At 67.4% G+C, this 12,403-nt stretch carries 12 protein-coding genes; 10 read left to right on the forward strand and 2 right to left on the reverse strand.

Annotated features, from left to right (window positions below; all coding sequences use genetic code 11):
- Positions 1 to 7 precede the first annotated feature (7 nt).
- A complete protein-coding gene (locus VMT40_RS17420; protein WP_326359301.1) occupies positions 8 to 1,210 on the forward strand; it encodes an AI-2E family transporter in 1,203 nt (400 codons plus the stop codon).
- 1 nt (position 1,211) lies between these two features.
- Here VMT40_RS17420 and VMT40_RS17425 read toward each other — a convergent pair whose 3' ends face one another.
- Entirely contained in the window at positions 1,212 to 2,087 is an 876-nt protein-coding gene (locus tag VMT40_RS17425) for a DMT family transporter (protein ID WP_326359303.1), read from the reverse strand.
- Positions 2,088 to 2,182: 95 nt separating this feature from the next.
- Between VMT40_RS17425 and VMT40_RS17430 the strand changes: the two genes are divergently transcribed.
- The 9 genes from VMT40_RS17430 to VMT40_RS17470 all read left to right on the forward strand — a co-directional run bounded on the left by VMT40_RS17430 (position 2,183) and on the right by VMT40_RS17470 (position 11,405).
- A complete protein-coding gene (locus VMT40_RS17430) occupies positions 2,183 to 3,106 on the forward strand; it encodes an esterase/lipase family protein (protein WP_326359305.1) in 924 nt (307 codons plus the stop codon).
- A 58-nt stretch (positions 3,107 to 3,164) separates the two neighbouring features.
- Positions 3,165 to 3,785, forward strand: coding sequence for a TetR/AcrR family transcriptional regulator (locus VMT40_RS17435; protein WP_326359306.1), 621 nt, complete (start codon positions 3,165 to 3,167; stop codon positions 3,783 to 3,785).
- A gap of 58 nt (positions 3,786 to 3,843) precedes the next feature.
- A complete protein-coding gene (locus VMT40_RS17440; RefSeq protein WP_326359308.1) occupies positions 3,844 to 5,421 on the forward strand; it encodes an FAD-dependent monooxygenase in 1,578 nt (525 codons plus the stop codon).
- 62 nt (positions 5,422 to 5,483) lie between these two features.
- Entirely contained in the window at positions 5,484 to 6,383 is a 900-nt protein-coding gene (locus VMT40_RS17445) for a MerR family transcriptional regulator (protein ID WP_326359310.1), read from the forward strand.
- Positions 6,384 to 6,505: 122 nt separating this feature from the next.
- Positions 6,506 to 7,207: a hypothetical protein gene (locus VMT40_RS17450; protein ID WP_326359312.1), complete on the forward strand. Its 702-nt coding sequence runs from the start codon at positions 6,506 to 6,508 to the stop codon at positions 7,205 to 7,207.
- A 35-nt stretch (positions 7,208 to 7,242) separates the two neighbouring features.
- Positions 7,243 to 8,625: a DUF2252 domain-containing protein gene (locus VMT40_RS17455; protein WP_326359313.1), complete on the forward strand. Its 1,383-nt coding sequence runs from the start codon at positions 7,243 to 7,245 to the stop codon at positions 8,623 to 8,625.
- Positions 8,626 to 8,780: 155 nt separating this feature from the next.
- Positions 8,781 to 9,017, forward strand: coding sequence for a FeoA domain-containing protein (locus VMT40_RS17460; RefSeq protein WP_326359315.1), 237 nt, complete (start codon positions 8,781 to 8,783; stop codon positions 9,015 to 9,017).
- Positions 9,010 to 11,127 carry a ferrous iron transport protein B gene (gene feoB / locus VMT40_RS17465; protein ID WP_326359317.1) on the forward strand — a complete coding sequence of 706 codons (2,118 nt, stop codon included), beginning with the start codon at positions 9,010 to 9,012 and terminating at the stop codon, positions 11,125 to 11,127. Before VMT40_RS17460 ends, feoB begins: the two co-directional genes overlap by 8 nt.
- A complete protein-coding gene (locus tag VMT40_RS17470) occupies positions 11,124 to 11,405 on the forward strand; it encodes a FeoC-like transcriptional regulator (RefSeq protein ID WP_326359319.1) in 282 nt (93 codons plus the stop codon). The genes feoB and VMT40_RS17470 overlap by 4 nt, the downstream gene beginning before the upstream one ends.
- On the opposite strand, the gene VMT40_RS17475 is transcribed toward VMT40_RS17470, so the two are convergent.
- Positions 11,395 to 12,372: a quinone oxidoreductase family protein gene (locus VMT40_RS17475; RefSeq protein ID WP_326359321.1), complete on the reverse strand. Its 978-nt coding sequence runs from the start codon at positions 12,370 to 12,372 to the stop codon at positions 11,395 to 11,397. The two genes, VMT40_RS17470 and VMT40_RS17475, sit on opposite strands and share 11 nt — an antisense overlap.
- Between the last annotated feature and the right edge of the window lie 31 nt (positions 12,373 to 12,403).

The raw sequence follows: 12,403 nt of genomic DNA on the forward strand, positions 1-12,403 counted from the left end.
GGACACGGTGCGTCGCCCGGGAAAACCCGGCTCGGTGCACGAGACTGGGCCGGTGGCCGCCGAAAAGCCTGCCGCCGAGCAGAACACCGACGCGAGCGCCGAGACGACGAGCCGGGCATCGATGCCCGCCTGGCTGCCGCGGGCCATGGTGCTCGCGTTCGCCCTGCTCGGCGTGTTCGAACTCGCGAACTGGGCCGCGCATCAGCTCATAGGCATCGCCGTCATGATGACCGTGGCGTTCTTCGTCTCGCTGGCCATGGAACCGGCGGTGGACGGGCTGGCCGCGCGCGGCATGAATCGCGGGCTGGCCGTCGCGCTGGTGTTCATCATCGTGTTCGCCTGCAGCGCGGGCTTCGTGGCGACGCTGGGCGTACTGCTGGTGGAGACCGTCGCCAATGTGGTCGGCGAGCTGCCCCGACTGATCCAGGAGGGCGTGGACTGGGTCAACCACACGTTCCATCAGAAATTCACCCTCGACCAGCTGCGCGACCGGCTGTTCAAGGACTCCGACGTGATCAGCTCCTACGCCGAGCGGATGGCCAACAATGCCTGGGGGCTGTCGAGCACGGTGCTGGGCGGGCTCGCGAAGTTCGTCACCATCGCGTTGTTCAGCATCTACATGACCGCGGACGGGCCGAAGCTGCGGCGCGCGCTGTGCTCGGTGCTGCCGCCCACGAAACAGGGTGCGGTCCTGCACGCCTGGGACCTGGCCATCGACAAGACCGGCGGCTACCTGTATTCGCGGGCGCTGCTGGCGGTCATCTCCACCCTCGCGCACTGGGCGTTCCTGGCGCTGCTGGGGCTGCCGAACGCGCTGGCGCTGGGCATCTGGTTCGGCGTGGTGGCCTCGTTCGTGCCGACCATCGGCACCTACCTGGCGGGCATTCTGCCGATTCTGGTGGCGCTCACCATCAATCCGCTCGACGCCGTGTGGATCATCATCTTCGTCGTGGTCTACCAGTGGATTCAGGACTACGTCCTGCAGCCGCGCATCACCGCCAAGACCGTGGACGTGAATCCGGCGGTGGCGCTGCTGTCGGTCATGGTGGGCGGGGCGCTGCTGGGTGCGGTGGGCGCGCTGCTGGCCATTCCCGCCACCGCCACCCTGCAGGCGTTCCTCGGGGAGTACGTGCAACGCTACGAGGTGGCCGAGGATCCGCGCATCGAACGCGGCGGCCGAACTCGCAAGCAGCGCAAGAAGTCCCGGTGAGCTAGGCCGGGGCGGGCTCCTTGACCTGCGCCTTGGCCCGTGCGGTGCCGATGATCGAACCGATGATCACCAGCGGGAAGCCGATGGCCATGCCCGCGGTGAGCGGCTCGTCCAGCAGGCTGACGCCGATCAGCAGCGCGACCGCGGGGTTGATGTAGGTGATCACCGTCGCGCGGGACGCGCCGACCTCGCCGATGAGCGCGAAGAAGACCACGAACGCCAGCGCCGTGCAGATCAGGCCCAGGCCGACCACCGACCAGGTCGGGGCAGCCGGGTAGTGGGAGGGCATGCGCGACAACGCGAACGGCAGGTAGATGGTAGCGGCGAAGATCAGCGAGCCGGTCACCACGCCGATCGGCGGCAGGTCGGCGAGCTTGCGGTCGATGATGATCGCGCCCAGGGCGTAGCCGATCACGCTCACGCCGATGGCGGCCATCGCGCCCAGGTTCGAGACGTCGATGTCCAGGCCGACCAAGGCCGTCACGCCCGCGAAGCCGATCACCAGGCCGAGGATGCGGCGCATGTCGAGGCGCTCGTGGCCCATGCGGATGGTCAGGACGATGGCGACCAGCGGCACGGCGGCGATGAGCAGACCGACGGTCGAACTGGTCAGCTTGGTTTCGGCGTGGCCGATGAGCAGCCACGGACCGGTGATCTCGACGAGCGTGTACGCCAGCACCCAGCGCCAGCGGCGCAGCGCGGGGAGGAGCACCTTCATCCACAGCGCGATCGGCAACAACACCAGCGCACCCAGGAAGGTGCGGCCGAAAGCCACGAACACGGGATCGAATTCCCGCACCGCGACCCGGATCATGGCGTACGGGACACCCCAGATCACCCCCATACCCAGGAACAACAACCAGCCCCGCTTGCTCACGACACGCTCCTTCCCAATCACCCGGAGCGTATGCCACGCCGCCGACACGCTGAATCGGTCGTCCAAACGCCCGCGGCGTCCGAACTATTTCAGTGATGAATGCGAAGACCTCGGGCAGACAGTTGCGAAGATGGGGAGTTCGAGCCGGGATGGTGGCGGTGGCGCTGCTGCTGTCGCTGGGTGCGGTGCCCGCGGGGGCGACGCCCGGCGACGCTCAGGGAGCCGATCCACTCCCCGCGTCGGGGACGCTCGAGCCCGCGCTGGACTGTCGACCCGAGACCGAGCAGCCCAATCCGGTGGTGATTCTCGGGGGCTTCGGGGCGGTCGGGGATATTCGCGCGACGCTCGACAAGCAGATGGCGGGGATCACGGGCGGGATTCGGGACATCGGGGGATGTCCGTTCATCTTCGGGTACGGGATCATCGGGCCCATGCAGGCCGCCGCGCCGGTGGCGGAGTCGGCGGGGCAGCTGCGGGATTTCGTGGCCAAGGTGCTCGCCACGACCGGGGCCGCGCGGGTCGATATCGTGGCGCATTCCTCGGGGGCGTTGATCGCGAACTACTACCTGAAGTTCCTGCACGGCGGGGCGTCGGTGGCTCGCGCGGTGTATCTCGCGCCGGTGACCAAGGGCACCACGGCGGCGACACTCATCGGCGGGCTGGATCTGCCGGGGTCGCCCGAGGGGCTGGCGGGTGTGCTCAATGACGTGACGAATCCCTTGCGCGACAGCGTCTTTCGTGGGGTGCAGGGCGCATTGGACTGTCTGGCCGGGTCGAAGGTGACGACGGCGCTGCTCGACGGCGGGGTCACGGTGCCGGGGGTGACGTACTCGGTATTGGCCACGCGCGGGGATCAGGTGTTGACGCCGCCGGGCGCGGCCTCGTTCATCGACGAGCCGGGCGTGATGAACGACTACTTCGAAGACCTTTATCCGCGTGCGGGTTTGGCCAGTCACGCCGCGCTGCCGATGCAGCCGGACGCGGCGCGGTGGGTAGTGGAACAGCTCCTCACCGAATAGCGAAATTTTCCTTCCGGGAAAGATTGCCCACCGGGCAGGTTTTGCGCATACTGGGTACATGCCCGAGGAACAGCTGGGACTCCGCGAACGCAAGAAGGCCGATACCCGAAGGGCTTTGAGCGATGCGGCGCTCGAGTTGATGTTCGAACGCGGGCTGGAGAACGTGGTGCGCGAGGATATCGCCGCGCGCGCCGGGGTCTCCGTACGCACCTTCAACAACTACTTCACCGGCAAGTTCGACGCGCTCGCCTACCGGCAGTTGGACCGAATCCGCAGGGGCATTGAGATTTTGGGCAACCGCCCGGCCGATGAGCCGCTGTGGGATGCGGTGACGGCCGCCCTGGTCGAGCCCTTGGAAGCCGAACTGAGGAATTCGTCGGGACCGCACATTCCCACGCGGGAACAGCTCGACGAGTCCAAGAAACTATTGGCCGCACCCGAAATGCGGGCCATGCTCTCGCGCGGGGTCGAAGACGACCTGATCGCCGCGGTCGCCGCGCGCACCGGGATCGACCCGGAGCGCTCCATGTATCCGCGACTCGTGGTCGGCGCGATGCTGACCGCCCAGCACGCCGCCCTAGAGGCGTATGTGCGCAGCGACCCGCCCGAACCCATCACCGATCTACTCCGGCAGGCCCTCGCCGCCCTCGCGGCCGGGCTGCCGCAACCACCGGCGTAGCGCTTCCGCTCACGCCGGTCATCCCGAAATACCCTCAGTGACAAGAGGTTTATTCGTCATGCCCAAAAACATCGCGACCACCGATGTCGTCATTGCCGGAGCCGGGCCGAACGGGCTCATGCTCGCCTGCGAGCTGGCCCTCGCCGGAATCCGTCCGATCGTGCTGGACCGGCTCCCCGCGCCCAGTCTCGAACCCAAGGCCAATGGGCTGGCCGGGCAGGTCGCCCGGGTGCTCGACATGCGCGATCTATATGGCGCGTTCAGCGGAAATTCCGGTGCGCCGGTTCCGGCTCCGCAGTACATATTCGGCGGTATGTCGCTGGATCTGACTGCCGTGCAACCAAATCCGGTGCATCTGGTGTTGAAACCACAGCCGGAGATGGTGGAGATCCTGACCAAGCGAGCGATCGACCTCGGTGTCGACCTGCGGTGGGGCCACGCGCTGACCGATATCGCCCGCGACGAGGATCGGGTCACGGTGTCCGTTGCATCCTCCGATGGGACCTACACTCTTCGTCCGCGCTTCCTGGTTGCCGCGGACGGCGGAAAGAGCCTGGTGCGCAAGCGAATCGGTATCGACTTCCCCGGCGTCACCGCCACCGGCCATGTCGCCCGCACCGGCCACGTCACCGTGCCCGCCAAACTCCGCATCGGCGACGGCCGCATCACCATCCCCGGCGTCGGCACCTTCGGCCTCGGCCACCACCGCCTCGAACGCGGCATCTTCGTCTACGCCGAGCTACAGCCGGATCGACCGCTGATCGGAACCATCGAATTCCAAGGCGGCGAACAGTTTTCCGACGCCGTCCCCATGACCTTGGACGAACTGCAATCCAGCGCCGACCGAGTCCTCGGCACCCACCTCCCCCTCTCCGCCCCCACCTGGCCCGGCCCCCACAACCTCCGCCGCACCATCGGCCAGAACACCCGCATCGCCGAGCACTACCGCAGCGGCAACATCTTCCTCCTAGGCGACGCCGCCCACGTCCACTCCGCCATGGGCGGCCCCGGCCTCAACCTCGGCCTGCAAGACACCGTCAACCTAGGCTGGAAACTCGCCGCCGAACTCCACGGCTGGGCCCCCGCAAACCTCCTGGACACCTACGAATCCGAACGCCACCCGGTCGCCGAACGCGTCATGATGTACACCCTCTCCCAAGCCGCCCTGGTCTCCCCCGGCCCCGAAACAACCGCCCTCAGAACCCTTTTCACCGAACTCCTCCACCTCCCCGAAGTCTCCACCCACATCGCCAACCTCCTCGCCGGTTCCGACATCCGCTACGACGTAGGCGACCCCCACCCCCTCTCCGGCCACCTCTTCCCCGACCTCGACATCGAAACCACCACCGGCCCAACCCGAATCGCCGAACTCCTCCGCCCAGCCCACCCCCTCCTCCTGACCTTCGCCCCCACCACCACCCTCTCCACCATCGCGGCACCCTGGCGCGACCGAGTAACCTCCATCCCCGCAACCTGCCCCAAACCCCCCGCCGCCGCCCTCCTCATCCGCCCCGACGGCTACGTAGCCTGGGCAACCGACGACCCCACTGACGCCGCTCACACCGCCCTCCGCACCGCCCTCGAACGCTGGTTCGGCACACCGAACCCCGCCGAATCGGAGGGCGCAGTAGAGTAAGCGGCTCCAATGGGGTGGAGGTTCTACGGCTCGTGACAAACAATGCGCCAACGAGCGTGCCAATGAGCATTGGCGAATTGGCACGCTCCACCGGACTTTCGGTGCGGACGATTCGGTTCTACTGCGACGAAGGGATTGTGGAGTCGCGTCGCAGTTCGGGTGGGCATCGGGTGTTCGAGGGGGAGGCCGCTGTCGAGCGGGTTTTGTTGATTCGGCGGTTGCGGGCGCTGGGGATGGGGTTGGAGGCCATTTCGGGGGTGCTGCGGGGGGAACGGTCGATGGGTGAGGTGATTGCCGAGGAGAGCGCTCGGCTCGATATCGAATTCAGGGCGTTGGCATGGCGGCGGGCGTCGTTGCGGGCCATCGAGTTGGCGGGGCCGATGGTGCGGGAGGAGCGGCTGTCGTTGTTGGCTGCGGCGCAGGATGGGGGTGCGGCGCATGATTGTTTGGTTCGGTTTTGGCAGCGGATTCTTGCGCCGCTGCCGCGGCGTCACATCGACGCGTGGGTCTGTTGGAATGTTCCGGAGCCACCCGCCGAACCCACTGCCGAGGACGTGGTGGCTTATGCCGAACTGGCCGCTCTCGCCACCGATCCCGGCGTGAACAAGGTTGTGCGACAGCAGTACTGGCGGGATCGGCCGGAGTTGATTCGTGATCCTCGCAGGCTGTACCTGGAGGTGGGCGGTGTGATGACGGATGTGGTGCCGCTGGTTTCGGAAGGGGTGGGGCCGCGGCCCGGTAGTGAGTTGGATCGGTTTGTTGCCGCTCATGCTCGGGCGCGCGGGGAGCGGGATTCGCCGCGGTTTCGGGAGCGATTGCTGAACAATGCGACCGACACTGATCATCGGATTCAGCGGTACTGGGCGTTGACGGGGCGACTTTTCGGGCCGCGCATCACGATTGGAGTGGCGCACGACTGGATCTACAACGCATTGGCTCGCTCGACACCTGCGGGCTGTTGAAAACCCTTCTGCGACAGTGCTGTCCAGGCATCATTGGACGATCATCGCGAGATCTATTGGGAATCACCGGGACTCCATTCGGGAATTCGGCCGCTCTACGCTGACGGCGGATGGGAGATCGAATGGAATTCAGGAGCACTACAGCGGCCGCCGCACTGATGGTTGGCGCGCTCACCACCGGGTTGGGAACCGCGCATGCCGAACCCGCACCCTCGTCGAATCCGGGGATCAGGTACTCGCTCAAGGTGGTCGACAAGAGCGTTGTCGCCTCGGTGCGGGGGGCGAAGTTCGTGTTGAACGAGCAGGACGAGATGACGCCGGGCGGGGCGAAGGTTTGGGTGGCCGAGATCAAGGATGAGGGTGGGGCGACCGTGGTGTCGATGCCGCTCGACTATCGAGTCGGGGACGTGCGGGTTCCGGTTACGGCGGTGACAAAGAACGACGGGTCCGTTCTCGAGATCACGCCGACGAAGCCGGAGGGGCTGCGGATTCCCGATCAGACGAGTGCGGTGAAACCGATTGCCTCGCCCACCGAAGACCAGAAGGCGCTGAACGAGTTCAGCAGCAAGTTGTCGGTGGCCGGGCAGGTGGGCGCGCTGGTCGGCGGGATAGTCGGGTTCATTGCGGGGTGTGTCGTCAGCATCGCGATCGGGTGCATTCCCGGCGGAGTCGCCGGAGTGCCCGCGGGCGGGATCATCGGCGGGCTGGTGGCGGGCGGGCCGACCTTGGTCGCGGCGGGGATCGACCTGCTGAATACGTGGCAGGCCGCGCCGGGGACCTCCAAGTGGGCCGATCCGCAGCCGCAGCCCACGCCGCAGAATTGAGCGGGATTCGCGAGTTCGCGAACTAGAGTCGTCACATGTCGACATCGGAGCCGGGGGTGGGTGCCGTCGATGCTTCGGCGGCGGAGGTCGGGCGGGCCGCGCGGAAGAAGGCGTCGCGGTCGTCATTGGGGGAATGGAAACCGAGCGGGGATCGGGCCGACCCGGTGGCGGTGTTGGAGCGACAGGCCGCCACCCGGGTGCCGGAGCTGGTGACGATCAGGTACGCGCGAATGGCGGCGGGGCAGTTTCCGTTCTATCGGGGCGGGCCCGCGATCATGGCGGGAGACCTGGCGCGCAGTGAGAACACCGGGCTGACCGTGCAGTTGTGCGGGGACGCGCATCTGTCGAACTTCGGGTTGTTCGCCTCGCCGGAGCGCTCACTCGTCTTCGACGTCAACGACTTCGACGAGACGCTGCCCGGGCCGTTCGAATGGGATGTGAAGCGGCTGGTGGCGAGCGTGGCGGTGGCGGGGCGAGCCAATGGGTTCGACGACTCCGAGGCACAGGCCGCGGCCGTCGCGGCGGCACAGGCCTATCGCGAGTCCATGGCGAATTTCGCCGGGCTCGGGGAGACCGAGGTCTGGTATCAGATGGTCGATGCCGAACAGGTCCAGGAACTGCTGAAACCCAAGGATCGCAAGCAGGCCGAGAAGGTGATCAGCAAGGCGCGGACGCGGACCAGCCTGCAGGCCCTCGACAAGCTGACCGAGCCTGGACCCGACGGCGTGCCCCACATCAAGGCGGATCCACCGCTGGTCATACCGATGCCGAAAACCCTTCAGACGGAGTTGGATTCGGTGCTCTCGGACTATCGGGCCACGCTGCCCGAGGAGCGACGGGTCCTTCTGGATCGCTACGAATTGCGCGATCTCGCTACGAAAGTCGTCGGCGTGGGCAGCGTGGGAACGCGCTGCTTCATGGCTCTGTTGACCGGGCGCAACATCGGCGATCCCCTGTTCCTGCAGGTGAAGCAGGCCGAGGAGTCCGTGCTGACACCGTATCTGCGGGCCAGCCAGTTCAAGCATCAGGGACACCGGGTGGTGCACGGGCAGCGGCTCACCCAGTCGGCCGGTGACATCTTCCTGGGCTGGGCCACCGGGCCGGACGGGCTGTTCTACTACTGGCGTCAACTGCGAGACATGAAGGGCTCCTTGGATATCGACGAAATGAACCCGGTGCAGTTGCGGCAGTACGCGGCGCTGTGCGGGCACACCCTGGCACGGGGGCACGCGCGCTCGGGCGATCGGGTGGCCATCGCGGCCTACCTCGGCGACAACGACGTATTCGACAAGGCCATGGGCGAATTCGCGCTCGCCTACGCCGATCAGACGGCCCGCGATCACGAATCCCTGCTCTCCGCCATCGATTCCGGGCGGATCGTCGCCGCCGAGGACGGGTCGGCCAAGGACACCGAGTAAAGAGGCAATTGTCCCAAACCGGACGTGATGAGAACGGTATAGCTATCTCTCAGCACCTTCTTAAAATTGGTCATTAGGTTTCCCTAACGCAATTGACGGTCCACCTCGCAGCGGATCGTCCGGGATGATTCCCCTGACCGGCGGAAAGAAGGCGCATGAGCTCGCTGATCGATAGCAAACCAGGAGAGAACTTTCGGATCGGGCGGATCCGACTCCTGGGGCGACAACGACGGCGACTGCTCGAGATGGGATTGATTCCGGGCGCTCCGGCCAGCGTGGCCACGGTCGGCGTCTGCGGCGGCCGGATTCTGCGGGTCGGCGAGGCACGCATCGCGGTGGACGCCGCCACCGCGCGTGCCATCGAGGTGGCCCGGGAGTGCGCGCATGAGTGAGGCCTGTTGCGGCACTTCGGCTTCGGGCCCGATCGCGACCCTGACCGGCGCGGCCACCGTGGTGCTGGTCGGCAATCCCAATGTCGGCAAGTCGACGCTGTTCAATGCCGCCACCGGCGCGCGCCAGCGCGTCGGAAACTGGCCCGGCACCACCGTCGAGGTGACCGAGGGACCGTGGAAACTCGGCCCCGACCACACGATTCGCCTGCTGGACCTGCCCGGCACCCACAGCCTGCTCCCCGCCGCGCCGGATGAGGCGGTCACCCGCGACGCCCTGCTCACCGACGGCAAGGACCGGCCGGATGTGGTCGTCACCGTGATCGACGCCGCGAATCTGGCGCGCAGCCTCTACCTGCTCTCGCAGGTACTGGAGACCGGTGTGCCCACGGTGGTGGCCGTGACCATGACCGATGTGGCCAAAGGCCGTGGCACACCCGTCGATGCCGGTCGCCTCGCCAAGGCACTCGGCGTGCCCGTGGTGCCGCTGGTCGCGCGCGGCGGCACCGGGATGCCCGCCCTGGCCCGCGCCGTCGACGCCGCCCTGAGCAATCGACACACTCCCGTCGCGCCGCATCTCGGCGAGGATGTGGAAACGGCCTTCGAGGCGCTGAAACCCCAACTGCCCGAGGACTATCCGGCACGCTTCCTGGCCCTGGCCCTGATGGCGGGTGAACCACCGCCGGGCGTCCCCGTCGAACTCACCGCCGCCGCCCACACCGTTCTCGCCGAATCCACCGACGAGCCAATGGATTCCGAGGACGACGCCGAGATCCTCATCGCCGAACGCCGCTACGCCTGGGCCCACGACGTGCGCTCGGCCGTGGTGACCGACGCGGAATCGCACACCACGCTCTCCGACCGGGTGGATCGCATCGTCACCCACCGCTGGATCGGCGTGCCCATCTTCCTGGCCGTCATGTGGCTGGTGTTCGAGCTGACCACCACCGTGGCCAAGCCCCTGCAGGACGCGCTGGGCGGCTTCTTCACCGGCCCGGTCGCCGACGCCGCCGCGGACTTCCTGACGGCGCTGCACGCCCCGCGGCCACTGATCGGACTGGTGCACGACGGGTTCATCAATGGTGTCGGCCAGGTGCTGAGCTTCGTTCCGCTCATGGTGATCATGTTCGTGCTGCTGGCCCTGTTGGAGGATTCGGGCTACATGGCCCGCGCGGCCTTCGTGGCCGACCGACTCATGCGCGCCGTCGGCCTGCCCGGCCGCGCGGTGCTGCCGCTGATCGTCGGATTCGGCTGCAATGTGCCCGCCATCGCGGGCACCAAGGTACTGTCCAACCCCCGGCACCGGCTGCTCACCGCCCTGCTCATCCCGTTCACGAGTTGTAATGCGCGCCTGGTGGTCTACGTGCTGCTGGCCGGAGTCTTCTTCGGCTCGCAGGCGGGCACCGTGGTGTTCGCCATGTATCTGACCTCCATCGTGCTGGTGGTCGGCATCGGATACCTGTTGCGCAACAGCATGTTCCGCGACATGGCCGACGAGCCGCTGGTGCTCGATCTGCCGCCCTATCGCCGCCCCAGCCTGCGGGTGCTCGGCACGCACACCTGGCAGAAAATGCGCGGCTTCCTGACCACCGCCAGCGGCATCATCGTCGCCACCGTGACCGGCATCTGGCTGCTGGCCTCGATCCCGGTGGGCGGCGGCAGCTTCGGCGAGGTGGCCCCGGATCACAGCGCGCTGGGCGCGGTGTCCTCGGCGGTGGCCCCGGCCTTCGCGCCCGCCGGATTCGACGACTGGCATGCGGGAGCCGCCCTCATCAGCGGCTTCGTCGCCAAAGAGGCTGTAGTGGCGACGATTTCGCAGTCCTACAGCATGGACGACCCCGGCAGCACGGACGGCCCCGGCGAGGGCGCACCGAGCGCCTCGCTCTCGGATTCGCTGCGCGACACCTTCCGCGATTCCTCGGGCGGGCACACCATTCCCGCGGTGCTCGCGTTCATGATGTTCCTGCTCGCGTACACGCCCTGCATGACCACCCTCGCGGTGCTGCGCAACACCATCGGCCTGCGCATGACCCTCATGAGCGTGGTCCTGCAATTGAGTGTGGCGTGGGTGCTGGCCGTGGCGGTCTTCCAGATCGGCAGGATCTTCTGGTGAGCACCGCGACAGCGAGCCCCCTGCGCCGGATCCTGACCGAGATCACCGAATCCCGAGGGGATTTCAATCTCGACCAGGTAGCCCGCACCGTCGGCGTCTCCGCCGACGAGGCCAGGGCCATGGTCGACTACTGGGTCCGCAAGGGACGCCTGTCGCTGGAACAGATCGGATCGGGCTGCCCGACCACCGGCTGCGGCGGCTGCGTCCAATCCTCGTGTCCCACCAGCACGAAAGGCCCCGTCCTGCTGGCCATTACGCCCCGACTCATCAGGGATTGACCGCGATCACCAGCTTGCCGGTCGAGGTGCGAGCCCCCATCAGGCGGTGCGCCTCGGCCGCCTCCGCGAGCGGGAACTCGGCGGTGATGGGCAGCCGCACCTTGCCGGAGGTCGCCAATTCGAAGGCGTGCGAGGCGATCTCGTGCAGAACGTCCGGGGCCGCGATGCTCAGCCCGAGAATGGAGAACCCGGCCACCGAGCGACCCTGCGGGTAGAGATCGTTCGGTCCGACCTGCCACGGCGCCTCGCCGCCCGCATTGCCAAAGGAAACCAGGCGGCCGAAGCGGGCCAGGGATTCCATGGTGCGCCGCAGGGTTTCGCCGCCAATGGACTCCAACGCCAGATCCACACCCCGACCACCGGTGGCGGCCCGCACGTCGGCGTCGAAGGATTCGGTCAAAAACGCGTCGTCATAACCGTATTCGCGGGCGTAGTCGGCCTTGGCCGGGCTGGACACCACGCCGTACACCGCACCCGCGCCCGCGAGCTTGGCGATCTGCGCCGCCACGGTGCCGACGCCGCCCGCCGCGGCCTGCACCAGCAGGCTCTCCCCCGGCTGCAGGCGGCCCACGGTGTGCACCAGGGCGTACGCGGTCGGCAGGACCGTGGGAAGTGTCGCGGCGGTGCGCAAGTCGACACCGTCGGGCACCGGAAAGACCGTCGCCGCCGAGACCACCGCGACATCGGCGTACGCACCGCCGTCGGTAATGGCCGCCACCGGCTGGCCCACGCTCAACCCCTCGACACCCGCGCCGAGCGCCCGCACCCGGCCCGACAGTTCCAGGCCCGGCACGAACGGCAGCCCGGGTACCCGGTATCCCACCGCGCGCGCCTGGAGATCGGCGAAATTCACGCCCACATAGGCCACATCGATGGCCACCTGCCCCGCCCCCGGCTCCGGCACCTCCAATTCCACCGAATACAAGACCTCGGGCCCGCCGTATTCATCGAATCGAATCGCACGCATGCCGCACACTCCCTCTTCACCGAACACCGGT

Origin of the sequence: Nocardia sp. CDC160 (genome assembly GCF_035818795.1) — a bacterium.
GTDB lineage: Bacteria > Actinomycetota > Actinomycetes > Mycobacteriales > Mycobacteriaceae > Nocardia.

Excerpts from the sequence above, each read along its gene's own strand:
- VMT40_RS17430 (WP_326359305.1), top strand. The coding sequence starts at position 2,183 with ATGAATGCGAAGACCTCGGGCAGACAGTTGCGAAGATGGGGAGTTCGA.
- VMT40_RS17435 (WP_326359306.1), top strand. The coding sequence starts at position 3,165 with ATGCCCGAGGAACAGCTGGGACTCCGCGAACGCAAGAAGGCCGATACC.
- VMT40_RS17440 (WP_326359308.1), top strand. The coding sequence starts at position 3,844 with ATGCCCAAAAACATCGCGACCACCGATGTCGTCATTGCCGGAGCCGGG.
- VMT40_RS17445 (WP_326359310.1), top strand. The coding sequence starts at position 5,484 with ATGAGCATTGGCGAATTGGCACGCTCCACCGGACTTTCGGTGCGGACG.
- VMT40_RS17450 (WP_326359312.1), top strand. The coding sequence starts at position 6,506 with ATGGAATTCAGGAGCACTACAGCGGCCGCCGCACTGATGGTTGGCGCG.
- VMT40_RS17455 (WP_326359313.1), top strand. The coding sequence starts at position 7,243 with ATGTCGACATCGGAGCCGGGGGTGGGTGCCGTCGATGCTTCGGCGGCG.
- VMT40_RS17460 (WP_326359315.1), top strand. The coding sequence starts at position 8,781 with ATGAGCTCGCTGATCGATAGCAAACCAGGAGAGAACTTTCGGATCGGG.
- feoB (WP_326359317.1), top strand. The coding sequence starts at position 9,010 with ATGAGTGAGGCCTGTTGCGGCACTTCGGCTTCGGGCCCGATCGCGACC.
- VMT40_RS17475 (WP_326359321.1), bottom strand. The coding sequence starts at position 12,372 with ATGCGTGCGATTCGATTCGATGAATACGGCGGGCCCGAGGTCTTGTAT.